At 74.3% G+C, this 23378-nt stretch carries 16 protein-coding genes; 5 read left to right on the forward strand and 11 right to left on the reverse strand.

The window, feature by feature from the left end:
• Window positions 1–23: 23 nt before the first annotated feature.
• Genes ACZ4V6_RS10970 through ACZ4V6_RS10985 form a run of 4 tightly spaced genes read right to left on the reverse strand, consistent with a single transcriptional unit; the run spans window position 24 to window position 4858 of the window.
• The gene (locus ACZ4V6_RS10970; RefSeq protein ID WP_467825034.1) at window positions 24–1154 is read right to left on the reverse strand and encodes an XdhC family protein; all 1131 of its coding nucleotides are present in this window, start codon (window positions 1152–1154) and stop codon (window positions 24–26) included.
• On the reverse strand, window positions 1147–3294 hold the full coding sequence (locus ACZ4V6_RS10975; protein WP_467825036.1) for a xanthine dehydrogenase family protein molybdopterin-binding subunit: 2148 nt from the start codon (window positions 3292–3294) through the stop codon (window positions 1147–1149). Before ACZ4V6_RS10975 ends, ACZ4V6_RS10970 begins: the two co-directional genes overlap by 8 nt.
• The gene (locus ACZ4V6_RS10980; protein WP_467825039.1) at window positions 3291–4283 is read right to left on the reverse strand and encodes an FAD binding domain-containing protein; all 993 of its coding nucleotides are present in this window, start codon (window positions 4281–4283) and stop codon (window positions 3291–3293) included. Before ACZ4V6_RS10980 ends, ACZ4V6_RS10975 begins: the two co-directional genes overlap by 4 nt.
• Window positions 4280–4858, reverse strand: a complete 579-nt coding sequence (locus ACZ4V6_RS10985; protein ID WP_467825041.1) for a 2Fe-2S iron-sulfur cluster-binding protein — start codon at window positions 4856–4858, stop codon at window positions 4280–4282. The genes ACZ4V6_RS10980 and ACZ4V6_RS10985 overlap by 4 nt, the downstream gene beginning before the upstream one ends.
• A 210-nt stretch (window positions 4859–5068) precedes the next feature.
• Between ACZ4V6_RS10985 and ACZ4V6_RS10990 the strand changes: the two genes are divergently transcribed.
• Entirely contained in the window at window positions 5069–5659 is a 591-nt protein-coding gene (locus tag ACZ4V6_RS10990; RefSeq protein WP_467825044.1) for a TetR/AcrR family transcriptional regulator, read from the forward strand.
• Here ACZ4V6_RS10990 and ACZ4V6_RS10995 read toward each other — a convergent pair.
• Together ACZ4V6_RS10995 and ACZ4V6_RS11000 are read right to left on the reverse strand one after the other, a co-directional pair.
• Entirely contained in the window at window positions 5622–6383 is a 762-nt protein-coding gene (locus ACZ4V6_RS10995; protein WP_467825047.1) for a response regulator, read from the reverse strand. The genes ACZ4V6_RS10990 and ACZ4V6_RS10995 overlap by 38 nt on opposite strands.
• On the reverse strand, window positions 6380–8041 hold the full coding sequence (locus tag ACZ4V6_RS11000) for a sensor histidine kinase (RefSeq protein ID WP_467825049.1): 1662 nt from the start codon (window positions 8039–8041) through the stop codon (window positions 6380–6382). The genes ACZ4V6_RS10995 and ACZ4V6_RS11000 overlap by 4 nt, the downstream gene beginning before the upstream one ends.
• 290 nt (window positions 8042–8331) lie before the next feature.
• Here ACZ4V6_RS11000 and ACZ4V6_RS11005 point away from each other — a divergent pair, with 290 nt between their 5' ends.
• The 4 genes from ACZ4V6_RS11005 to ACZ4V6_RS11020 all read left to right on the forward strand — a co-directional run bounded on the left by ACZ4V6_RS11005 (window position 8332) and on the right by ACZ4V6_RS11020 (window position 13372).
• Window positions 8332–9318 (forward strand): Bug family tripartite tricarboxylate transporter substrate binding protein, encoded by a 987-nt coding sequence (locus ACZ4V6_RS11005; RefSeq protein ID WP_467825620.1) that lies wholly within the window; start codon window positions 8332–8334, stop codon window positions 9316–9318.
• Complete coding sequence (locus ACZ4V6_RS11010; protein WP_467825052.1) at window positions 9315–9851, forward strand: tripartite tricarboxylate transporter TctB family protein; 537 nt, start codon at window positions 9315–9317, stop codon at window positions 9849–9851. Before ACZ4V6_RS11005 ends, ACZ4V6_RS11010 begins: the two co-directional genes overlap by 4 nt.
• Before the next feature lies 1 nt (window position 9852).
• Window positions 9853–11352 carry a tripartite tricarboxylate transporter permease gene (locus ACZ4V6_RS11015; RefSeq protein ID WP_467825055.1) on the forward strand — a complete coding sequence of 500 codons (1500 nt, stop codon included), beginning with the start codon at window positions 9853–9855 and terminating at the stop codon, window positions 11350–11352.
• Between the two features lie 70 nt (window positions 11353–11422).
• Window positions 11423–13372 carry an SMI1/KNR4 family protein gene (locus ACZ4V6_RS11020; protein ID WP_467825058.1) on the forward strand — a complete coding sequence of 650 codons (1950 nt, stop codon included), beginning with the start codon at window positions 11423–11425 and terminating at the stop codon, window positions 13370–13372.
• 44 nt (window positions 13373–13416) lie between these two features.
• Here the strand turns inward: ACZ4V6_RS11020 and ACZ4V6_RS11025 are convergent, their stop codons facing one another.
• From ACZ4V6_RS11025 to ACZ4V6_RS11045, 5 genes are read right to left on the reverse strand one after another with little or no spacing between them, the layout of a single operon-like run.
• The gene (locus ACZ4V6_RS11025) at window positions 13417–15375 is read right to left on the reverse strand and encodes a hypothetical protein (protein WP_467825060.1); all 1959 of its coding nucleotides are present in this window, start codon (window positions 15373–15375) and stop codon (window positions 13417–13419) included.
• Entirely contained in the window at window positions 15372–16532 is a 1161-nt protein-coding gene (locus ACZ4V6_RS11030) for a VWA domain-containing protein (protein ID WP_467825063.1), read from the reverse strand. Before ACZ4V6_RS11030 ends, ACZ4V6_RS11025 begins: the two co-directional genes overlap by 4 nt.
• Window positions 16529–18862, reverse strand: coding sequence for a DUF5682 family protein (locus ACZ4V6_RS11035; RefSeq protein ID WP_467825066.1), 2334 nt, complete (start codon window positions 18860–18862; stop codon window positions 16529–16531). The genes ACZ4V6_RS11030 and ACZ4V6_RS11035 overlap by 4 nt, the downstream gene beginning before the upstream one ends.
• The gene (locus tag ACZ4V6_RS11040) at window positions 18859–19956 is read right to left on the reverse strand and encodes an ATP-binding protein (RefSeq protein WP_467825068.1); all 1098 of its coding nucleotides are present in this window, start codon (window positions 19954–19956) and stop codon (window positions 18859–18861) included. Before ACZ4V6_RS11040 ends, ACZ4V6_RS11035 begins: the two co-directional genes overlap by 4 nt.
• An 8-nt stretch (window positions 19957–19964) precedes the next feature.
• The gene (locus ACZ4V6_RS11045) at window positions 19965–23264 is read right to left on the reverse strand and encodes a DUF4132 domain-containing protein (RefSeq protein WP_467825070.1); all 3300 of its coding nucleotides are present in this window, start codon (window positions 23262–23264) and stop codon (window positions 19965–19967) included.
• Between the last annotated feature and the right edge of the window lie 114 nt (window positions 23265–23378).

Raw genomic sequence — 23378 nt, forward strand, 5'->3', positions numbered from 1 at the left:
CCGGGAAGCCGTCCCCGACCGCCTCAGGCGGCCGCCCCCGACAGGTCGCGGTGGATGGGCGCCGCCCCGCCGGTCAGCGGCAGGCCCGTCCCGCCGCGCCGGGCGGCGACGATCTCCGCCGCGATGGACAGGGCCGTCTCCTCGGGCGTCCGGGCGCCGAGGTCCAGTCCGATGGGCGACCGCAGCCGGGCCAGCTCGCGTTCGCCCAGACCGGCGTCGCGCAGCCGCCGTTCCCGGTCCTCGTGGGTGCGCCGCGAGCCCATCGCGCCCACGTACGCGACCGGCATGCGCAGGGCCTGGGTCAGCAGCGGCACGTCGAACTTGGCGTCGTGGGTGAGCACGCACAGCACCGTTCGCCCGTCGGTGGGGGTGCTCCGCAGATAGCGGTGCGGCCAGTCGACGACGACCTCGTCGGCCTCCGGGAAGCGGGCCGGGGTGGCGAAGACGGGCCGGGCGTCGCACACGGTCACGTGGTGGCCGAGGAACTTGCCGGCGCGCACCAGCGCCGCGGCGAAGTCGACCGCGCCGAAGACGATCATGCGGGGCGGCGGCGTCCGGGACTCGACGAGCAGGGTGAGTCCCCCGGGGCAGTGCGAGCCGTCCTCCGACAGGGCGACCGTGCCGGTGCGTCCCGCGTCCAGCAGCGCCCGGGTCTCGGTCACCGCCGTGCGGTCCAGCTCGGGCCGTCCGCCGAGCCCGCCCTCGTGCGAGCCGTCGGTGCGGACGAGCAGCGCCCGTCCGAGGAAGGCGGCCGGACCCTGGACGACCCGGGTCAGGGCGACGGGCTCGTCCCGGACGGCGGCCGACAGCGCCGCCCGGAACACCGCCCGTGACGGCGAGCCGACGGTGACCGGTGTGACCATCACCTCGATGACCCCGCCGCAGGTCAGGCCGACCGCGAAGGCGTCCTCGTCGCTGTAGCCGAACCGTTGGCGCACCGTCTCCCCGTCGCGGAGGGCCTCGGCGCACAGGTCGTACACCGCGCCCTCCACACAGCCACCGGAGACCGAGCCGAGCGCCCGGCCCTCGCTGTCGACGGCGAGGGCCGCGCCCGGACCGCGCGGCGCGCTGCCGCCGACGGAGACGACGGTGGCGACGGCGAAGTCCCGGCCCTCCTCGATCCATCCGTGCAGCTCGCCGGCGATGTCAAGCATCCGCCGCTCCCCCGTCCACGGGTGCCGCTCCCGTCAGCACGCGGTCGGGCCGGATCGGCAGGTGCCGGTGGCGGACGCCCGTCGCGTGCCAGACGGCGTTGGCGACGGCCGCGGCGGCGCCCACGATGCCGATCTCGCCGACGCCCTTGATGCCGACCGGGTCGTCGGGGTCGGGGTCCTCCACCCAGTCCGCCTCGATGTCCGCGACGTCGGCGTGCGTGGCGACGTGGTAGCCGGCGAGGTCGGGGCTGTAGAGGCCGCCGGTGGACCGGTCCCGGACCGCTTCCTCGTGCAGGGCCATGGAGAGGCCCCAGACCATGCCGCCGACGAGCTGGTTGCGGGCGGTGAGCGGGTTGACGATCCGGCCCGCGGCGAAGATGCCGAGCATGCGCCGCACCCGTACCTCGCCGGTGGCGGGATCGACGGCGACCTCGGCGAACTGCGCCCCGAAGGAGTGCCGCTCCTTCTGCGCGAGGGCGCCGAGGGCGGCGGTGGTGTCGGAGCGCACGGTGATGCCCTCGGGCGGGATGTCGGTGCCGAGGGCGAGCCGCTCGCGCAGTTCCGCGACGGCGGCCGTGATCGCCCAGGCCCAGGAGCGGGTGCCCATGGAACCGCCGGCGATCATCGCCGGCCCGAAGTCGCTGTCCCCGATGCGGACGCGGACCCGCTCCGGCGCGACCTCCAGCGCGTCGGCGGCGATCAGGGTGAGGGCGGTGCGGGCGCCCGTGCCGATGTCGGCGGCGGCGATCCGCACGGTGAAGGTGCCGTCGGCCTCCGCGGTCACCAGGGCCGTGGAGGGCCCGGCGCCGGCGGGGAAGGAGGCGGCGGCCGTGCCGGTGCCCAGCAGCCAGCGCCCGTCACGGCGCACGCCGGGGCGCGGGTCGCGGTCGGCCCAACCGAACCTCCGGGCGCCCTCGCGGAAGCAGGCGGCGAGGTTGCGGCTGCTGAACGGGTGCCCGGAGACCGGCCCCGCCTCGGGCTCGTTGCGCAGGCGCAGCTCGATCGGGTCGACGCCGCAGCGCTCGGCGAGTTCGTCGAGCGCCGACTCGATCGCGAACGACCCCGGCGCCTCGCCCGGCGCCCGCATGTAGGTGGGGGACGGCACGTCGAGGCGTGCGACGTGGTTGGCGGTGCGGTGGGCGTCGGCGTCGTACATCACCCGGGCCACGCCGGCGCCGGGCTCGACGAACTCGTACACCGTGGACGTCTGGTTCAGCGAGCGGTGCTCCAGGGCGCGGAGCCGGCCGTCGGCGTCGGCGCCGAGCCTGACGCGCTGGGCGGTGGGGCTGCGGTACCCGGCCAGCGAGAACATCTGGCGCCGGGTCATGACGACGCGCACCGGGCGCCGGAGGACGGTCGCGGCCATCACGGCGGACACCTGGTGGGCACGCAGGCCCTTGCTGCCGAAGCCGCCGCCGACGTGCTCGGAGCGCACCCGCACCGCGGACTCGTCGAGGGAGAACATCTTCGCGAGTTCGCTCTGCACCCAGGTGGTGCCCTGGTTGGAGTCGACGACCTCGAGCCGTCCGCCGTCCCAGAGCGCGGTCGCCGCGTGCGGCTCCATCATGCTGTGGTGCTCTTCGGGGGTGGTGTACTCGGCGTCCAGGACGACGGCGGACGCGGCGAGGGCGGCGTCCAGGTCGCCCTTCTCCGTCTCCGCCGGCATGTGCCCGTCCGCGGGGTGGGCGTCGGGGTGGTCGGCGCGCAGGACGGTGTCGTGCGGTTCCTCGTCGTAGGTCACGGCGAGGGCCTCGGCGGCCTCCCTGGCCTGTTCGGGCGTCTCGGCGACGACGAGGGCGACGGGCCATCCGGCGTGCGGCACCCGGTCGTGCTGGAAGACGGCCGCGGTCGGGTCCGGGACGCCCAGCATGCCGACGTACTCGGTGTCGAGGCGCGGGGCGTTGCCGTGGTGCAGGACGGCCAGCACGCCCGGCATGCCGAGGACGGCGTCCGTGCCGAGGGAGCGGATGCGGCCGCGTGTGACGGTGGAGAGCACCAGCCAGCCGTGGGCGAGGCCGGCGAAGGGGATCTCGCCGGCGTAGCGGGCCGCGCCGGTGACCTTGTCCCGTCCCTCGACGCGCGTGTGGGCGGTGCCGACGGCGCCCCGCACCGGTGTACGGCCGGTCGTGGCGGTGGTCATCGGGTGGCCTCCTCGGCGAGTTCGGTGAGCACGGCGACCACGAGGTTGCGCATGAGGGTCACCTTGTACGCGTTGTCGGGCAGGGGACGCGCCGCGGCCAGTTCGGCGTCCGCGGCGGCGGCGAAGGTGTCCCCGCCGGCGGGCGCGCCGGTCAGCACGGCCTCGGCCGCGCGGGCCCGCCAGGGGCGGGAGGCGACGGCGCCGAGGGCGAGCCGGGCCTCGCGGACGACGCCGTCCTCGACGTCGAGCGCGGCGGCGACCGAGCCGACGGCGAAGGCGTACGAGGCACGCTCGCGCACCTTGCGGTAGCGGGAGCGGGCGGCGACGGGCGCGGGCGGCAGCGTGACGCCGGTGATCAGTGCGCCGGGCGGCAGGGCGGTCTCGCGGTGCGGGGTGTCGCCGACGGGGAGGTAGAAGTCGACGAGCGGCGACTCTCCCGGTCCGTCGGCGGTTTCGTAGGTGACGACCGCGTCGAAGGCGGTGAGGGCGACGCCCATGTCCGAGGGGTGCACGGCCACGCAGTGGTCGGAGGCGCCCAGCACGGCGTGGTTGTGGTGCTCGCCGGTGATCGCCGGGCAACCGCTGCCGGGGACGCGCTTGTTGCAGGGCTTGCTCACGTCGGTGAAGTAGCCGCAGCGGGTGCGCTGGAGCAGGTTCCCGCCGACGGTGGCCATGTTGCGCAGCTGCCCGGAGGCGCCGGCCAGGACGGCCTGGGTCAACGCCGGGTAGCGGCGGCGGACTTCGGGGTGCGCGGCGAGGTCGCTGTTGGTGACGGTGGCGCCGATGCGCAGGCCGCCGTCGGCGGTCGGTTCGATGCCGTCCAGGGGCAGTTCGCGGACGTCGACGAGCAGGGCGGGGCGTTCGACGCCGGTCTTCATCAGGTCGACGAGGTTGGTGCCGCCGCCGAGGAACCGGGCGTCGGGGTCGGCGGCGAGCAGCGCCACGGCCCCGGGGACGTCGTCGGCGCGCCGGTAACCGAATTCCCTCATGCGGCGGCCTCCTCGGCGTTCTCGGCCGCGGTCTTCCCGTGGGCCTCGGCGGCGCGCGCGACGGCCCGGACGATCGAGACGTAGGCGCCGCAGCGGCACAGGTTGCCGCTCATCCGCTCGCGGATCTCCTCGGGCGACAGGGGTGGCGGTCCGGCCTCGGGCCGCACGTCGCCGGTGACGGCGCTCGGCCAGCCGGCCGCGTGCTCCTCGATGACGGCGACGGCCGAGCAGATCTGGCCGGGCGTGCAGTAGCCGCACTGGTAGCCGTCGAGGTCGAGGAATGCCTGCTGCACCGGATGCAGCCGGTCGCCCTCGGCCATGCCTTCGATGGTGGTGATCTCGCGCCCCTCGGCCGCGACGGCGAGGTTGAGGCAGGAGACGGCGCGACGCCCGTCGACCAGGACGGTGCAGGCGCCGCACTGCCCCTGGTCGCAGCCCTTCTTGGTGCCGGTCAGGTCGAGGCGCTCGCGCAGGGCGTCGAGCAGGGTGGTGCGGTGGTCGACGGTCAGCTGGTGCTTCTCGCCGTTGATGTTCAGGGTGATGGCACTGGACGTCGACGAGGGCGCTGGGGCCATTGGTCAGCCTTCTTTGGTGTCTGGTGACAGGGAAAACGGGCTGTAGGCGTGGATTCATCGATGGGCGGAGGTCACCGGCCGGTCCCGCGAGGCCGCGTCCGCCGCTAAAGTGGGCAGGTAACCGGACACCTGTCCGCTCACCGAAAACGTAACGGACAGCTGTCCGCTTATCAAGGACGGGTTTCGGCCACGGACCCGGGAGGAGGACGGGTGCCGCAGGCGAAGAGGGACAGGCCGGACGCTCCCCTGCGCTCGGACGCCCAGCGCAACCGCGAGCGGATCCTGCACGTGGCCACGGAGGAACTGACGCGCTGCGCGGACGCGCCGCTGAGCGCCATCGCGAAGAAGGCGGGCGTCGGACAGGGCACCTTCTACCGCAACTTCCCCAACCGCGAGGCGCTCGTCCTGGAGGTCTACCGCTACGAGATGCAGCAGGTGGCCGATGCCGCGCCCCGACTGCTGGCCACCCGCGAGCCCGACCGGGCCCTGCGCGAGTGGATGGACCGTCTCGCCGGGTTCGCCATGACCAAGGCCGGCCTGGCGGACGCGATCCGGCTGGTCACCAGCGCGCCCGGGAGCCCGCAGAAGCCGCATCCCACCCCCGTCATGGACGCGGCCGGCCTCCTGCTCCGCGCCAACGAGGAGGCCGGCACCATCCGGCCCGGCTTCTCCGCGGACGACTTCTTCCTCGTCATCGGCGGTCTGTGGCTGATCGACCCCGGCGAGGACTGGCAGCCGCGGGCCACCCGGTTCCTGGACTTCGTCATGGACGGGCTGCGCGCGGGAGCGCCACGCCGGTGACCGCGTCCCGGAAGCGGTAGCGGCGCTCGGGGCGGCCGGCCACGCCGTAGCGCAGCGAGACGTCCGCGCTGCCGACGGTGTGGAAGTACTCCAGGTAGCGGCGGGCACTGACCCGGGAGACGCCGGTCAGCGCCGCGCACTCGCTGGCGGACAGCGTGCCGTCGGCCTCGCGGAGCGTGCGTTCGACCAGTTCGGCGGTCTCCGCGCTCATGCCCTTGGGCAGCGCCGGGACCGCGGCGGCCGGTGCCGCCGCCCCGGCCAGCGCGCGGTCGACGTCGGCCTGGCTGCGCACGACGGTGCCGAGCAGCCGGCCCCGCCGGCCGGCGTAGCGCTCCAGCCGGACCCGCAGGTCCTCGAAGTCGAACGGCTTGAGCAGGTAGTCGACGACGCCCTGGCGGACCGCGCCGCGCACCGCGTCCGCCTCCCGGGCCGCGCTGATGACCATGACGTCGCAGTCGTGGCCCGCCGCGCGCAGCCGGGCGACGACGTCCAGGCCGAAGAGGTCGGGCAGGTACAGATCGAGCAGGACCAGGTCGGGGCGGAGTTCGTCGACGGCGGCGAGGGCCTGTTCGCCGGTACCGGCGACTCCGACGACCCGGAAGTGCTCGACGCGTTCGACGAAGGCGCGGTGGACCCGGGCCACCATGAAGTCGTCGTCGACGACGAGCACCCCGATCGCGCCGGTCGTGGCCCCCGCTCCGCCGGTGCCGCCCGTCCCCTTCATGGTGCTGCTCCTTCCGCCACCGCGTCGGTGAGGTGGCCGACCGTCATGCGTGCCGTGAACACGGCCCCTTCGCAGGTGTTGGTCACCGAGATCTCGCCGCCGTGCCGTTCGCAGACGAGCCGGGTCAGCGCCAGGCCGATGCCGCGCTCGCCCTGCCGGGCGGCCTTGGTGGTGAAGCCGTGCGAGAAGACCTCGCGGGCCAGCGCGGGGGCCACTCCGGGCCCCGAGTCGCGGACCACGATCTCCACGCCGGTGGCGTCCTGCCTGAGTTCGACCTCGACCCAGGCGGCGTCGTCGCCGTGCGACGCGGCGGCGTCCACCGCGTTGTCGACGAGGTTGCCGACCACGGTCGCCACGTCGGCGGCGTCCTCGGGAGCGAGCCGGCCCAGGGCGGTGCGCTCGGAGACGCGCAGGGCGACCTTCCGCTCGGCCGCCAGGGAGGACTTCGCCGTCAGCAGTGCGGCGACGGCGGTGTCGCGGACCCGGCGGCTGAGGGTGACGTCGAGGCACTGGCGGCGCCGGTTGAGCGCCCGGATGTAGCGCACCACCTCGTCCTGCTCGCCGATCTGGATCAGCCCGGAGATGGTGTGCAGCTGGTTGGCGAACTCGTGGGCCTGGGCGCGCAGCAGCTCGGAGGTGCTGCGGAAGGCGCCGATCTCCCTTTCCAGGCGGGCCAGTTCGGTGCGGTCGCGCAGGGTGGTGACCGAGCCGAGCGGGCGGCCGTCCTTGGTGACGGTCATGCGGTTCATCACCAGGATCCGGCCGTGGCGGACGACGACCTCGTCACGCCGCACGTCCGCGTCGTGCCGTCCGGCCGCGTCCGCCGCGGCACCGGTCAGGACGTCCAGCAGGCGCCCGTCGACGCCCAGGCCGTCCAGGCTCCGGCCCACGCAGTCCTCGGGCAGGCCGAGCAGGCGCCGGCCCGTCTCGTTGACCAGGGTGAGCCGGTGCTGCGGATCGAGGGCGACCACGCCCTCGGCGATGCCGTAGAGCATCGCCTCGCGGTGTTCGGCGAGCCCGGCGATCTCGCGGGGCTCCAGGCCGAGGGTCTGCCGTTTGACGCGCCGGGCGAGCAGCCAGGAGCCGGCCACGCCGAGGCCGCTGGCGACACCGAGGTAGGCCAGGAGGTAGGAGGAGGCGCCGCCGAGCCGCTGCCACACCGTGGGGTCGGCCTCGCCGACCATCACCGTGCCGAGGTGCAGGCCGAGGGTTTCCGGGGTGTCGCCGAGCACCGGCACCTGCGCGACGAGTTCCCGGCTGCCGCCCAGCGTCAGCGCCCCCGACCAGCCGCGTCCCCCGACGGCGTCGTCGGCGAGCGGCAACCGGGCGCCGACCACCGTCGGGTCGGTGGAGCTGACGATGCGGCCGCCGGCGTCGGCCACCGTGACCGAGGTGACGCCGGACTGGGTCCGCGTGGAGTTCACCAGCGGGGCGAGGGCCTCCTGCGGCACGGGGCGCAGCAGCCGGCTGCGCACCAGCGGGGTGGCGGCCAGTTGCTCGGCCAGGGCGGCGACGCGACGGCCCTCGACCCGGTTGAACGTGGCCTTCGACTGGGCGAGCGAGACGGCGGCCACCGCGAGCAGCACCACCACGACGATGGCGAGCTGGAGGACCAGCATCTCGCCCGCGAGGGTGTGACGGCGGAAGGTGGGGGCCACGGCGTACTCGATCTCGGCTGGCGGGGGCAGGGGGCGTCGGGGGCGGGGTGCCGGGTCGCCATCATGGCGTCCACCTGCGGTGAAGGAAAGGGGTGTGCCGTCTTCGCAACGAACCGGCGATGTCCCGGTGACGCGGGCCGTCGCCGCGCCCCGGCGACCGCAAAGACCACAACCTCCCTTGGTTCCGCAAGGAGGACACACCGCCGGACCGCGGGCACCATGTGGCCCACGTCACCCTCCCCCACAGGGCTCCCCGTACCGACCTACCCAACCGACAGGTGGTGGCATTCGTGCGCCTGCGCACCCCCCTCGCTCTGCTCGGGGCCGCCGTGCTCGTCCTCGCCGGTCCCCCGCTGCTCTCGACGGGCAGCGAGTCCGGGACCGGCACCCAGATCCCCGGCCTGCGCTTCATGGTCCCCAACACGCCGGGCGGCGGCTACGACATCACCGCCCGCACCGCCGCGAAGAACGCCGAGGACGCCGGACTCACCCACAACATCGAGGTGTTCAACCTGCCCGGCGCGGGCGGCACCGTGGGTCTGAGCCGGCTGGTGAGCGAGCACGGCAACGGCAAGCTCGCCATGTCCATGGGCCTCGGCGTCGTGGGCGCCGCCCGCTCCAACCACGCGCCGAAGACCCTCGCCGACACCACGCCGATCGCACGGCTCACCGAGGAGCAGGACGTCGTCGTGGTCGGCAAGGACTCCCCGTACCGGACGATCGACGAGCTGATCACCGCCTGGAAGAAGGACCCGGGCAAGATCCCCGTCGGTGGTGGCTCCTCCCCGGGCGGGCCCGACCACCTCGCGCCGATGCTGATGGCGCGGGCCGCCGGGATCTCCCCCAGGTCGGTCAACTACATCCCCTTCGACGGGGGCGGTGAGCTGCTCGCCTCGATCCTCGGCAACAAGGTCGGTTTCGGGGTCTCCGGCGTCGGCGAGTACCTGGACCAGATCAAGGCGGGCGAGCTGAGGGTGCTCGCGGTGACGGGCCCCGAGCGGGTGGACGACCTCGAGGACGCCCCGACGCTGAAGGAGTCCGGCTACGACGTGGACTTCACCAACTGGCGCGGCATCGTGGCCCCGCCCGGCCTGACCGACGCGGAGCGGAGCAAGCTGACCCGCCTGGTCGAGGAACTGCACGGCTCCCCCGAGTGGAAGAAGTCCCTGGAGCAGAACGGCTGGGACGACGCCTTCCTGACGGGAGAGGAGTTCGGCGCGTTCCTGGACGCCCAGGACAAGCGCGTGGTGTCGGTGCTGAAGGAGCTGGGACTGTGACGACGCGGACCGAAGCGTCCACCGAGCCGGCCGCCGAGCGGCGTTCGTGGCTGCGCGACCACTCCGAACTGGGCGTGTGCGCGCTGCTGCTGGCGCTCGGCGCCTTGGTGCTGACCGACGCGCTGACCATGGACGTCGACCTCACCCAGCGGGGGCCGGTCGGCCCGAGGACGGTCCCCGTCGTCGTCGGCGCGGGCCTGCTGGTGATCGCCGCGCTGCTCGCCGTGGACGTCCTGCGCGGCGGCCGGGGCGAGGCGGAGGGCGGCGAGGACGTCGACCTGTCCGAACCGGCCGACTGGCGCACGGTGCTGCTGCTCGCCGGGATCTTCCTCGGCGCGGCCGTGCTGATCGAGCCGGCCGGCTTCCCCGTCGCGGGCGCGCTGCTGTTCTGGGGCGCCGCCTTCGCGCTCGGCAGCCGGCGCGTCGACCGCGATCCGCTGATCGCCGCGGTGCTGTCCCTGATCACCTACGTCGTCTTCGACAAGCTTCTCGGAGTGCCGCTGCCCGGCGGTCCGCTGATGGGAGTGCTGTGACATGAACGCCCTCGACTCCCTCCTGGACGGCTTCGGCACGGCCCTCACCCCGGTCAACCTGCTGTGGGCCGCCCTGGGCGTCCTGCTCGGCACGGCCATCGGCGTACTGCCCGGCATCGGCCCCGCGATGGCCGTGGCACTGCTGCTGCCGGTGACGTACGGCCTCGACCCGGTCGCCGCGTTCATCATGTTCGCGGGCATCTACTACGGCGCGATGTTCGGCGGTTCGACGACCTCCATCCTGCTCAACACCCCCGGCGAGAGCGCCGCGGTGGTCGCGGCCATGGAGGGCAACCCCATGGCCAAGGCGGGGCGGGGCGCCCAGGCGCTGGCCGCCGCCGCCATCGGTCACTTCGCGGGCGGCATGATCGGCACGACCCTGCTGGTGGCGCTGGCGCCGACGGTGGCCGACCTGGCGGTGGACATCGGCGCGCCGGACTACTTCGCCATCATGGTGCTGGCGTTCATCGCGGTGACCTCGGTGCTGGGCTCGTCCCGGATCAGGGGCCTGGCGTCCCTGCTGATCGGACTGACGATCGGTCTGGTGGGCCTGGACCAGATGACCGGCCAGCAGCGGCTGACCTTCGGTTCGCTGCAACTCGCCGACGGCATCGACGTGGTGATCGTCGCGGTCGGTCTCTTCGCGATCGGCGAGGCGCTGTGGGTGGCGGCGCATCTGCGGCGCGGGGCGGCGGAGCCGATCCCGGTGGGACGGCCCTGGCTCGGTCGCGGCGACGTGCGGCGCACGTGGAAGTCGTGGCTGCGCGGCCCGTTCATCGGCTTCCCGTTCGGCGCGATCCCGGCGGGCGGCGCGGAGATCCCCACGTTCCTGTCGTACGTGACGGAGAAGCGCCTGTCCAGGCACAAGGACGAGTGGGGCAAGGGCGCCATCGAGGGCGTGGCCGGCCCCGAGTCGGCGGCGTCGGCCTCGGCGGCGGGCACGCTGGTGTCCATGCTGACCCTGGGGCTGCCGACCACGGCCGTCGCCGCGGTCATGCTGGCCGCCTTCCAGCAGTACGGCATCCAGCCCGGCCCGCTCCTCTTCGAGCGCGAGCCCGAGCTGGTGTGGGGCCTGATCGCCTCCCTCTTCGTCGGCATGGTGCTCCTGCTCGCGCTCAACCTGCCGCTGGCACCGGTGTGGGCCAAGCTGCTGCGCATCCCGCGGCCCTACCTCTACGCGGGGATCATGTTCTTCGCGGCGGTCGGCGCGTACGCCGTCGGGGGCGAGGTCGTCGACCTGGTGATCCTGCTGGTCATCGGCCTGGTCGGCTTCGGCATGCGGCGCTACGGGCTGCCGGTCCTGCCGGCCGTGATCGGCGTCATCCTCGGCCCCAACGCCGAGCAGCAGCTGCGCCGTGCCCTGCAGATCAGCGACGGCAGCGCCACGGGACTGGTGAACACGCCGTTCGCGGTGACGGTGTACGGGGTGATCGTGCTGCTGCTGGCGTGGCCGCTGCTGCGGCGGGTAGTGGTGCGCAAGCGGGAGCGGGCCGAGGCCTGACGGCGTCGGCCGGCCCGCTGCCGCAGGCGGGTGCGGGCCCCTTGTCAGAGGCGGGTGCCACACTCGGCCCATGAACGAGAGCCGCTTCGACTGGCATGAGTTCCTGGGCCGTTGGCAAGAGGAGTGGATACCCGGCGAGGACGACCTGGAGGACATGGAGGAGGGCGGTGTCGCCCTCGCCGACATGGCCCTCGCCGCACCGCCCGCGTCGCGGGAGGAGATCGCCGCGGCCGAGGAACGCCTGGGCACCCGGTTGCCTCCGTCCTACCGGGGCTTCCTCGAGGTCAGCAACGGCTGGCGCGTCGACGGCACGGCGTCGATCCACCGGCTGGGCAAGGTCCACGAGATCGGCTGGTTCGGGGATCCGTTCGGCATGACCGAGATCTACCGCCGGTCCCTGACCGAGCGTTCGACCGAACGGGAGGTGACGCTGGCCGGGATGTGGGAACGAGCGCTCCGGCTGGAGACCGACTCGGACATGTCGTACGCCCTGCTGGACCCGGGCGACACCGACGAGGACGGCGAGTGGGCGCTGTACGTGTACAAGGGGTGGAGCGGCGAGCTCCCGGACCGGTACCCGTCGTTCCGCGCCTACATGGAAGAGGCGTACCGGGACTTCCACGCGGACCGCGCGGGCCGTCCGGACTTCGTGAACGCCACCACACGCGCCCTGGACGCCGATGTCGAGCGCGCCCGGCAGGAAGCCCTGGGCGGGCGGTGGGAAAGCGCCCTCGAGCTGCTGACCGAGGCGTCGCGTTACGGGCGGCCGTCCGCGTGGGGCCTGTCGCGGCAGATCGAGACACTCTCGCGCGGGGGCCACGGTCACGGCTTCGGCACCCTCGTGGCCGATCCGCGCTACACGGACGAGCTGGTGCCGGTGATGGCCACCGCCCACCTGGCACAGCACCGTCACGGTACCTTCGCCGACCGGCTGGTGCTGGGCACCGAGGCCGACGCGGCCGTACAGGCCGCCGCCGACGCGGTCCTCGCCCAGGTGCGCGACCGCTCCTTCCGCTACGCGCCGGACGGGGACTTCGGCCGCGCGGTGGCCGAGGCACGGGAGGCGGCGAGGTGGGGGGACACGGACGGAGCCTGGCGGGTGATCCGCGCCGCACTGCCGTCGTGGTCGCCGCCGGGACCGGACCTGCTGGCGCCGCTCGGACTGCTCGCGGATCCCGTGCTGGGGCCGGTGGTGACACCGGAGCGCGGCAGGGAACTGCTGGCCACGCCCCGCGCCGGCCGGTCGGGCACCCTGCCGGACCCGGTGCCGGACCTGGACCCGCCCGGACTGCGCTGGCTCGCGGACACGCCCCGGTGGAACCCGCCGCACGACTCCTACCGGTGCCTGTGGGTGGAGGGCGCGGAACCGGAGGCGCTGCCCTCCCTGATCGGGGAGGACGGGTGCGCGGGCCTGACCGCTCCGCCCGGCCGCAGGGACCCGTGGGCCCCGCACGGCGCCCGGCCGCGAAAGGACCTGGCGCCGTGGGAGGACCGGGCCGTGGTGTCGGTGGGCCGGACGGGCACCGGGTGGGCGTTCGGCTTCGACACGGCTCCGCGCACGTCGCCCGTCGGGAACTTCTTCGTCTCCCCGGCCGCGGCCGCCTCGCGCGGCGGGCGCGCGGTGGTGCTGTGGGCGCGCAGGGCCCGGCCCGGCGGCCTGTCGGTGTTCCACCTGTCGGTCGCCCGGCACGGCGAGGAGCTGTACGCGTTCACGCTGCGGGGCGCCGACGTCGAGCGCTCGGGACCGGTCCCCGGGACGCTCGATCCGCGACGGATCCTCGACGGCGTCGGCGAGGACGCACACGAACAGCGCCTGCTGGCCGCCGTGGAGGCCGAGTTCGGCCTCGCCCTCCCCCGGCTCGCCCTGGCCGAGGGGGTCCTGCCCGAACTGACCACCCGCTCCTGGAACCGCGCGCCGCGACAGGGCGAGGCGTACGCGTACGCCACGGTCCGCGTCGGACCGCGCACGCGGCCCGGTGAATCCGCCGGACGGGGCGCGGGTCCCGCGACCACGACGTGATCACCGCGACGACGGCCGCCTCACCGCCGGACCGTCGTCTCCCGTCACGGCGATGCGTACGGGCCGGTCCGGTGGAGTTCCAGGGTTGTGGCGAGGCGGATGACGGCGGTGTGCCAGTGAGAAGTGGCGGGGGCCGGGCCGTGGGCGCGGAGGGTGGTCGTCACAGCGGAGACCTCGTCCGCGGTGGTGTGGAAGCCGGTTCGGTGCAGGAGGGCGGCTGCTGATTCGAGGACGTCGTGGTCGGTGGCGGTCAGGTTCTTCAGACCGTGGTGGGCGGCCTCGGCGAGGGCGGCGAGGGCCTGTTCCAGGGCGGTGGCGAGGGGGTCGTCCGGGGGGCGCGGGGCGACGGGGAGGGCGGTGCCGCCGTCGCCGGGGGCGAGGTCGGGGACGAGGACGCCGCGGGGGGCGCGGACGGCGAGAGGGGCGAGGAGGACCCTGTCCCGGTCGTGGCGGAGGGAACCGCTGATCCGGTCGACGGTGCCGGAGGCGAGGGCGTCGGCCACGGCGTCCAGGCTGCCGGGGCAGTGGGGGTTGTGCGCGGTGCTCAGCAGGGCCTCGTTGCCGGCCGGGTCGTGAAGGACGGCTTCGAGACGCTGTGCGGCCGGGTCGTACCGCACGGGTCCGGCCTCCGCGACGGCGAGGACGCGCACGGACTCGGCCTCCACCCGAGGGCGGACGAGGCGGGGAGGGAGGGTGCCGGGGGCGGGGAACTGGGCGGCGAGGTCGGTGACCAGCAGCCCGGGCGGCAGGTCGTCCCAGGCGGTGCCGACGGGGGTGACGGACGTGGTGGCGATCCGGCCGCGGGAGATCTCCACGGCGCGGCCGGCTGTGCGGGAGGTGGCCTCGCTGACCACGTTGGCGGCGGCAAGGGTGCGCAGGTTCGTACCGAGGACCCTGCGGGAGCCGAGGTCGCGGTTGGTGGGCGCCTGACCGTCGGGCAGCTCCCAGCGTTTGTGCAGAACGAGGACGACACCGGCATCGGGGTGGGCGAAGAAGACGTCGGCGGTGCGGTCGCGGGCGGAGCCGCCGACGTGGCAGCCGAGGGCGACGAGGCGGACTCGGCGCAAGGCGGTGCGGGCCGTCTCGGCGGTGCCGAGGACGGCTGCGGGGTCGGTGGGGGCGGCGCGGTGACGGGCGTGGAGTTCGGCGAGGAGCAGGGCGTGGGTCTCGCGGTCGTGGCGGGCGCCGCGGACGGCGTGCTCGGCGAGCTGGTGGCGGATCCCCTCGAGGGCCGCGGCGGGCCAGTGGCGGCCGGCGGCCGTGAGGGCGGCGGCGGCACGGCGGAGGTTTCCGTCCAGGACGGGGCCGGCCTGGGGGACGCCGTCGACGAGGAGTTCGTCGACGAGGTCCATGGCCGCGCGGTGGGAGCTGTCGCCGTTGTCCGGGGTTGTTTCCTTTCCTTCGACGGTGACTCGGTCGCTGCCTTCGGTGTCGGCGGCTCGGAAGGCCCAGACGGCGAGGACGACCGTCGCGCCGCGCAGCGGCTCGGCGGCGTCGGTGACGGCGAAGCCGGGGCGGTGGGGCACGGGGAAGCGGACGGTGCAGGCGGGGAGTTCGGCGGCGGGAACGGGGTCGGCGGGGGTGGGGCGGTGGAGGACGGCCCGGTAGCCGCGGTCGCGGGTGCGACGGGCCGCGGTGAGGGCGGGACGGCCGAAGGCCTCGGCGAGGGCGGTGTCGTCGATGCTTCCGGGGGACCAGTCGGTGAAAGGCGGCGGGGTGTCCGACGCGGTCGCGGTGCGCTGGTAGGCGAGGACGAGGCCGATGCGGTGGCGGCAGACTCCGTGGGCCTCGCAGCTGCAGCGGGCGTCCTGCAGGGTGACGCCGGGCGGCAGTCGGGTCTCGGTGCCGTCGGGAAAGCGGCCGCGCACGGTGTGGTCGCCGGTGACGTCCAGGTCGGGGCCTGCTCCGGCGTCGAGGTCCTTGGCGGCGCGTTTGACCAGGCCGCGGTTGGCGAGGGCGGCGAGGGTGTCGGGGGTGAGGGCGAGCAGGTCGGTGCGGGTCATGCCGTTCGTCCTCCGTGGGCCATTCTCTCGGCGACGAATTCGGCCAGGTGGCCGGGGGTCATGGCGCCGATGTGTGCGCCGGCCTCGGCGAGGCGGCCGGCCAGGACGCGGTCGTAGGAGGGGGCGGCCTCCTCGTCGAGGGCGGCGAGGCCGAGGACGGTGACGCCCTGTCCGGTCAGGTCGCGGACGGTGCGTATCAGGCGGTGGGCGTCGCCGCCCTCGTAGAAGTCGGTGATCAGGGCGACGATCGTGCGGCGCGGGTTGTCGACGAGGCCGGCGGAGTAGTCGACGGCGCGGGCGATGTCGGTGCCACCGCCGAGCTGGACCTTCATCAGGAGTTCGACGGGGTCGGTGACGTCGGAGGTGAGGTCGACGACCTGCGTGTCGAAAGCGACCAAGTGGGTGCGCAGTCCGGGCAGGCCCCACAGGCAGGCGGCGGTGACGGCGGAGTGGATCACGGATCCGGCCATGGAGCCGGACTGGTCGACGAGGAGGATCAGCTGCCACTGCTCGATGTGGCGGCGGGTGCGGGAGTGGAAGTGCGGCTGCTCGATGAGGATGCGGCGGTCCTCGGGCCGGTAGTGGGCGAGGTTGGCGCGGATCGTGGCCCTGAAGTCGAAGTTCCGGGCACGGGGGATTCGGCTGGGGCGGCGGGAGCGGGCTCCGGTGAGGGCGCGCCGGATCTCCGGCCTCAGCCGCTCGGTCAGGTCGCGCACGACGGCGTCGACGATGCGCCGGGCGGCGGCCAGGACCTGCGGGTCCATCAGGTGTTTGGTGCGCAGCACGGCCCGCAGCAGGCTGGTGCTGGGTTCCACGCGGAGGAGAACGTCCGGATCGGTGACGACCTCGTCGATGCCGTAGGTCTCCACGGCGTCGCGCTCGAGGCGTTCGACCGTCTCCCGGGGGAAGAGACGGTGGATGTCGTCGAGCCAGTCGACGACGGCGAGCGTGGAGGGGCCGTCGCCGCCCTCCCGGCCGTCGGCGGTGCCGCGGCGTTCACCACGGCGGGCGAGGTCGTCGTCGCGGCCGTAGAGCCACTGGAGGGCGGCGTCGCGGGCGGCGTCCGGGCCGTCGAGGCCGCCGGTGCGGCGTTCGGCGGGGGCGCCGAGGATCAGCCGCCAGCGTTCCAGTCCCGCGCGGGGGTCGTCGGGGGTCATCGGGGTGCTCCGAGGGCGTGCCGGTCGAGCAGGAGGTCGGTGTGTTCCTCGAGGGCCGCGGCACGGGCGAGGAGCAGCGGCTCGGCGGTGGTGCGCAGCAGGGTGCGGGCGGAGCCGCGCAGGTTCCGGCGGTCGAGGAGGAGTTGTGCGACGCGTTCGCGTTCACGGGGCGGGAAGAAGGCGAAGGCCTGGCGCAGGGCGGGCAGGGCGTGGAGGAAGACGTCGTCGGTCATGGTGGTGACGACGCCGTCCAGGGTGTCGAGCAGGGACTGTTCGCCCTTCGGGGCGGGTCGCAGGACTTCTTCGCGGGCGAGGGCGAGCAGGCCGGCCAGCCAGTCGCCGAGGACGGCGGGGTCGGCCGCGACGGCGAACGCCTCGGCCTCGCCGGCGGGTTCGGCCGGGGCTCCGAGAGCGCGGCGCAGGCCGAGGGCGGCGCCGCGCAGGTCGGCGGGGGCGTGCCGGTCGCGGGCGATGCGGGCGGCGGTCGCGGCGGCGGTTTCCGGGGTGAGAGCAAGGGCGGGTGCGGCGTGGAGGAGGGCGTCGCGGGCGGCGGTCAGGGCACGCAGGCGGGGGACGTCGACGCCGGGCGGGCCGCCGTGGAGGCCCTCCACCAGGTGGAAGAGCCGGTCGACGGCGTGGCCGAGGACGGTGCCGAGCAGCGGGTCACGGGCGGTACCGAAGACGCGGTCATGGCGCCAGAGGCCCAGGACCACGGCGAGGGCCCGCCCGAGGGGACCGGGGTCGGCGGTGGTACGGATCCGGTGGGCGAGGCCGTCCAGGAGGTCGCGGGAGAGGGTTCCGGCTCCGCAGAGGACGGCGTCGAAGAGGAGGGCGGCGGTGGTCCCGGCGTCGGCGGCTGTACCGGTGTCGTGGAGACGGCGGGCGAGGAGGGCTGCGGCGGCCTCGTCGGGGCGGGCTCCGTAGGCGCCGGCCTCGGTCAGTGCGGCGTCGCGGCCGGTGCGGGAGCGAGGTTCCCAGGTTTCGTGGTCGCGGGGGTCGGCTCCGTGGTCGGGGCCGGTGAGGCGGGTGTGGCCGGGGATGCCGAGGATGCGCAGCTGGTGGAGGAAGCGGCTGCGTTCGAGCCCTCGGGGGTCGGTGAGGTCGAGGTCGAGGGTGCGGTCGCCGTCGAGGCCGAGGCGGATCTCCTCGGCGGTCACGTGGTGGACCAGGGGTGGCAGCGGGGTGTCGGGGTGGAGGCGGCCGGTGCGGTCGCCGGTGCAGGCGACGACCGCTTCGACGACGGCGGGGTGGGCGCCGGGCCTCAGGGGGCCGTCGGTGTTCCAGGGGAGCGGCTGGTCGAGGTCGTCGGTGATCAGTGCGGCGGCGAGGCCGTCCAGGACGTCGACGCGGGCGGGGCGGGGGTGTCCGCGGAGGGCGGCGAGGCCTTCGGTGAGGGTGTGGGCGGAGATCAGGGCGGCGGTGGAGGCGGGGAGGCGGCGTGCGCGGAGCCGTTCCACGACGGTGCGACGGAGGGTTTTCGCGGCCGCGTCGGGGCCTTCGTCCCACAGGTGCTGGTAGTAGCCGGGGGACGGCATGCCGGACTGGTAGCCGGCGAAGGCGTCCATCTGGCGGAAGGAGTAGGGCACCAGGAAGCTGCCGCCCGTAGCCCCCTCGGGAGGGGCGGGCACCGGGGGCCATGCGGCGGGTTCCGCGCCCGGAGACGTGCCGGGGGCGGCGGTGAGGGCGCGCAGGGCGGGCTGGTGGAAGCCGCCGGTCACCACCAGGACCGGCCGGCTGCCGGCGTGTGCGACTGCGGCACGGACCCAGGAGGCCATGTACTGCTCGCGGGCGCGGTCCCCGTCGTCGGCCTCGGTGTCGCCGCGCACCAGGGCGAAGTAGGCGTCCAGGCGGTCCTGCAGGCCGTCCGGATCGGCGATCTCGACGACGCGGTCCCACAGGGCGTCCACGGTGTCGACCCGGTGACGGGCGCGGAGCCGTTCGGTGGCGCGGCTGTAGCGGGCCTCGGCGTCGGCGTAGCGGTTGGCTGCGCCGTCGCGGCGGTCGGTGAAGGCGCGGTGCCAGGCGGGCAGGTCGATGAACCGGACCTCGGCGCCCGCGGCACGGCCCTCGGTGAGTGCCACCCATTCCGGGGAGTACGCGCACAGCGGGGCCCAGGAGGTGGCGACCCGTTCGGTGTCGCGGTAGTGGCTGAAGACGGCGATGGGCAGTTCGTGTCCGAGGAGCAGTTCGCCGATCCGGTCGTTCATGTCGGCGGGGCCCTCGACCAGGACGTACGCCGGGCGCAGTTCGCGGATCGTGCGGCGGACGAGGCCGGCGCAGGCCGGTGAGTGGTGGCGCACCCCCAGGAAGGTGACGCGGGCGGTGCTCATCGTTGGTCCAGCAGGTGCCGGGCCTCGTGGAGGGCCTGCCACTGGGGGCCTCGGCGCAGGCGGGCCTGCTGTTCGAGGAAGCGGCGCAGACGGGCGAGGTCCTCGGGGCTGTCCTTGGCGGCGGTGCCGGCGAGACAGGAGACGATGTCGGCGGCGTTGCCGGGCTCGCCGCGCAGGAACCAGCCGCGCAGGCCGACGGCGTGGGCCGTGGAGACGGCTTCGGCGGTGCTCATCACTGCGGAGGGCCGGTCGCCCTGGCCGGGTGCGCCGCGCAGTTCGCGGAAGGTGCCGACCAGCACCTCGAGGACGTCCCGGTCGGGTGCCCGCTCGACTCCGGACTCGCGGAGCAGGGCGGTGGACTCGGCTTCGACGAGGGCGAGTTCGGTGTCGAGGTCGGGTATCGGGAAGACCGTCTCGAAGTTGAAACGGCGTTTGAGCGCGGCGCTCATCTCATTGACGCCGCGGTCGCGGGTGTTGGCGGTGGCGATGACGTTGAAGCCCTGGCGGGCGAAGACCATGCCGTCGTCGCCGTCGAGTTCGGGGACGGCGACGACGCGTTCGGAGAGCAGGGAGAGCAGGCAGTCCTGGACCTCTAGGGGGCAGCGGGTGATCTCCTCGAAACGGACGATGCGTCCCTCGGCCATGCCGCGGAGCATGGGGGCGGGCACCAGGGAGCGGCGGGAGGGGCCTTCGGAGACCAGCAGGGCGTAGTTCCAGGAGTACTTGATCTGGTCCTCGGTGGTGGCCGCGCCGCCCTGCACAGTGAGCGTGGAGGTGCCGCTGACGGCCGCCGCGATGAGCTCGGAGAGCAGCGACTTGGCAGTGCCGGGTTCGCCGACGAGCATCAGGCCCCGGTTGGTGGCCAGGGTCACCAGGGCCCGTTCGACGAGCGAGGGGCTGCCGACGAACTTGCGGCTGATGCCGGCTTCGGGGTCTCCGACCACGAAGCGGAGGGCGGCGCGGAGGCTGAGCTGCCAGCCGGGCGGCCGCGGGTCGGTGTCCCCCGCACGCAGCTCGGCGAGTTCGCCGGCGTGGCGCACTTCTGCGGGCGGGCGCTGCAGGCGGGGCGGGTGCGGGTCGCTCACTGTGGTCATGGCGGGGCTCACTCGGCGGTGATGTCGGTCAGGTCGGCGAGGATCTCGGAGGCGATGACGGGGTCGATCTCGCCGAGGCGGTGCGGGTAGGTGTGGCTGCGCCAGTAGTCGCCGGGGGCGGTGTCGATCCATATGGTCTCGAGGGTCTGGTCGGGGAACGCGTCGACCATGCCGACGGCGATGCCGTCGTCGAGGGCGATGACCAGGTGGCGGTCGCGGGCGATCGGGCGGGAGAACCAGCGTTCCACGCCGTTGTCCTCGGGCGTGCCGCGTTCCCAGCCGCGCTTGGTGAGGCCGAGGAGTTTGCCGACGGGGACGGTGACGCCCTCGAAGCGGGTCAGCCGGTGGCCGGCGGCCTCCGCGTCGGTGAAGGCGTGCACGGGGCGCCCGAGCTGCGGGAAGGGCTGGAGGATCTCGTAGTCGGCGAAGAGGTCGGCCCAGGCCTCGAGTTCGTCTCCCAGGTGGAGGGGGTGGGCGAGGCGCACGGTGGCGTCGGCGGGGAGGGTCCAGGCGTCGTCGTGGACGTCGGCGAGGGTGAGGTCCTCGGCGACACGGAACGCGGTCACCGTGCCGTCGCCGTCGCCGAGCCAGACCAGGCGGCGCACCAGGTGGCGCAGAAGGGGGTGTTCGACGAGCAGTTCGCGGAACTCGGCGGCGGTCCAGGAGCGGCCGGTGACCATGGCGGCCTCCAGGCGGCGCAGCTGGTCGGAGGCAATGGTCCGGACCTCCTTCTTGAGGGCGGCGAACCGCTTGCGCTCGGCGGGGGCGAGTTCCGGGTCGTCCTTGACGCCCGGGGCCGGCAGGGCCTTGCGGAGCTTGCCGGTCTCGTCCCGGACACAGGGGCGGAGCTGTTCGTCGAAGGTGACGGTGAAGCGGCGCGGGCCGTAGTCGATGACGGTGCTGCCGTCGTCGGCGAGGCCGAGGTCGGGGACCAGCCGGTCGGCGAGCTGGTCGGTGGTGAGACCGAGCCCTTCGGCGACCTCGTCGATCTTCTCCCGGGCTCGCTTCTTGAGGGCCTTGAAGGGCACACGCTGGGAGATGCCGTGCAGATGGCGCAGGGCGGTGTCGGTGCCGATCGCAGCGAGGACCGTGAGGCCCTCGACGGCCCGGTGGTGGGCGTTCTCACCGGGCCAGGCACGCACGAGGGGGGTGAGACGGCGGACGGTCTCGTCGTCGCCGAGGAGGCCGAGGGCGTGGAGGGCCCAGCTGTCCTTGGCCGGCATGCCGTGGAACCGCCACGTCGTGAAGAGGGCCCAGGCGAACTCGGCGAGGGAGCCGGCGTCGCAGTGCTCGATGACGGTGGCGAGGCCGGGGTAGACGTCACCGGGCTTGGAGATCTGCAGCATGGTCGTCACGTGGCGGACGGCGTCGGCGGGCAGGGCGCCGCGGCCGCCGGTGAGCCGGATCTGCGGGAACAGGGCGGGGTCGGCCCAGGTGCAGGGGGACGGCATCTTCGCCGGGAGGGCGGCCTCCAGCGGATCGCCGGCGAGGAGGTCGGCGACGATCTCCCCGGCCTCGGCGCCGCAGCTGGCGGCGATCTCCCGCACGGCCTCGGCGCCCACCTCTGCGGCGAGTTGCCGCAGGGCGTGTTCGGCGTGGGTGCGGGGCGTGCCCGCCGGGCCGACGGCGTCGGGAACGAGGAAGGCGGCCGCGGCCCGGCCGTGGCGGCGGAGCCAGGCGAGGACCGTGGGCCTCAGCGACTGGCGGCGCACCAGCCACTCGGCCATCTGCCGGGCCACCTCGACGCTGCGGTAGGGCAGCAGCAGGCCGCAGGCGGTGGCCGGGTAGCGGGCGGCGAACCGGCTCAGCATCGGCAGGGCGTGCAGGCCGTGGCGGGCGGCGACGGGCCTGAGGTGGCTCTCGGTGTCCCAGACGTGCTCGGGGGCGAAGGCGTCGAGCAGCGGGCGTACGACGTCCTCGGGGCCGGTGACGAAGAGGCGGGCGGCGTGGATGTTGCCCCGCCACGTCCCCTGCTGCATCTGCTGGATCTCGCGGGACCAGTCGTGCTCGCGCCACCAGGGGGTCTCGGCGACGGCGGTGGCCGCCCAGGCCTCCTGCTCCCCGGGCTTCCAGACCACCTCGGCCTGCGGCGCCCCGGGGACGTCGCGGGCCACGCGGGCCTTGCGGCTGGTGCGCTTCCGGGTCCACGGCGGGGCGACCAGGAGGGCGGGGAGCGCCTCCGCAGGCGCTTCCGCGTCCCGTTCGCCCCGCTTCAGCAGCGGGGCGACGACGGCTGCGGACGCCTCGGGCAGGGCGGGCAACGTCTCCTTCGTGAGATCCGGGTGGGTCACCACGTGCAGGGGCAGCAGCATCCGGGAGAGGGAGGCCTGTTCGCTGTCGCCCGCCGCGGCGGCGGAGAGCAGCCGCAGGGCCCGCCGCGGGTAGCGGTTCATGGCGTCGAGCAGGGCGGGGCGGACGTTGCGGTCGCCGCCCTTCTTCAGCAGCAGGCGGAAGGCGTCGTCGGTGGGCAGTTCGGCGGCCCAGCCCGCGACCTCCCGGTGTCCGTCGGATCCGTAGGCTCCGTCGAACGCGTCCTCCAGCAGGGACCCGACGGCGGGGCCGAGCCGGTTCGCGAGGGTGGCGAGCAGGGGGAGGTTCCAGCCGTTCCAGCCGAGTTGTGCTCCTTCGCCGATGCGGGCGATCTGCTCCGGCCGGTACAGGGAGAGAAGGAGCATGCGCCGCAGGGCGAAGTCGTTCGGTACCGGGCCGTCGCAGCACTCGTCGACCCAGGCATGCTCCTCGGGTACCAGGTAGGAGACCACGATGCGGCGCTCGGCGCTGTCCCGGAGGCCGGCGAGGGCCTCGACGGTCCGCCGTCGGGTCTCCTCGTCGACCGCCGCGAGCAGGTCCCGGACACGGGCGGCGGTCTCCCACACGTAGTAGGTCCGGTAACCGGTCGCCCTCCGCAGCGCCGCGTCGTACCGTCGGGAACCCGCCTGCATGTAATGGGGGTCGACGCATCCCAGCTCCACGACGGCACGGGCGGCGAACGGCAGGCCGTGTTCGCTCACGCAGGCGTCGACGAGCACGTCCACCATCGTGTAGTGCCAGCCAACGGCGATCTCCACGGCGGCTCCGAGCGGAGAGGGACTGCCCTCCCGGTGGGCCCGGCCCTCCTTCACCAGCTCCGGGTCGCTGCCGGAGGAGGAGAACATCTCCTCGAACCAGGCCGCCTCCTGGGCGTAGCGGCGAGCGGCCTTCTCCACCGCGTCCTCGGCCGGCTTCGCGGCGGCCCGGGGCACGGGCAGGGCCCGCAGCCAGGCGGCGGGCATCTCGAACCGGTCCTCGTCGGCGATTTCCTGGTGCATGGCGCTGTTCCTCCCCGTCGCCCGTTGCACGGGCACCTCATGAGCAGTTACCGATCACGCTAGACCCCGGCACTGACAACGGTCGGGCCCGCGCACGCCCGGGCGGCGGCACAT

It is taken from the genome of Streptomyces sp. NPDC029152 (genome assembly GCF_055564355.1).

Coding starts and splice junctions, on each gene's coding strand:
- ACZ4V6_RS10970 (WP_467825034.1), bottom strand. CDS start 1,154: ATGCTTGACATCGCCGGCGAGCTGCACGGATGGATCGAGGAGGGCCGG.
- ACZ4V6_RS10975 (WP_467825036.1), bottom strand. CDS start 3,294: ATGACCACCGCCACGACCGGCCGTACACCGGTGCGGGGCGCCGTCGGC.
- ACZ4V6_RS10980 (WP_467825039.1), bottom strand. CDS start 4,283: ATGAGGGAATTCGGTTACCGGCGCGCCGACGACGTCCCCGGGGCCGTG.
- ACZ4V6_RS10985 (WP_467825041.1), bottom strand. CDS start 4,858: ATGGCCCCAGCGCCCTCGTCGACGTCCAGTGCCATCACCCTGAACATC.
- ACZ4V6_RS10995 (WP_467825047.1), bottom strand. CDS start 6,383: ATGAAGGGGACGGGCGGCACCGGCGGAGCGGGGGCCACGACCGGCGCG.
- ACZ4V6_RS11015 (WP_467825055.1), top strand. CDS start 9,853: ATGAACGCCCTCGACTCCCTCCTGGACGGCTTCGGCACGGCCCTCACC.
- ACZ4V6_RS11020 (WP_467825058.1), top strand. CDS start 11,423: ATGAACGAGAGCCGCTTCGACTGGCATGAGTTCCTGGGCCGTTGGCAA.
- ACZ4V6_RS11025 (WP_467825060.1), bottom strand. CDS start 15,375: ATGACCCGCACCGACCTGCTCGCCCTCACCCCCGACACCCTCGCCGCC.
- ACZ4V6_RS11030 (WP_467825063.1), bottom strand. CDS start 16,532: ATGACCCCCGACGACCCCCGCGCGGGACTGGAACGCTGGCGGCTGATC.
- ACZ4V6_RS11035 (WP_467825066.1), bottom strand. CDS start 18,862: ATGAGCACCGCCCGCGTCACCTTCCTGGGGGTGCGCCACCACTCACCG.
- ACZ4V6_RS11040 (WP_467825068.1), bottom strand. CDS start 19,956: ATGACCACAGTGAGCGACCCGCACCCGCCCCGCCTGCAGCGCCCGCCC.
- ACZ4V6_RS11045 (WP_467825070.1), bottom strand. CDS start 23,264: ATGCACCAGGAAATCGCCGACGAGGACCGGTTCGAGATGCCCGCCGCC.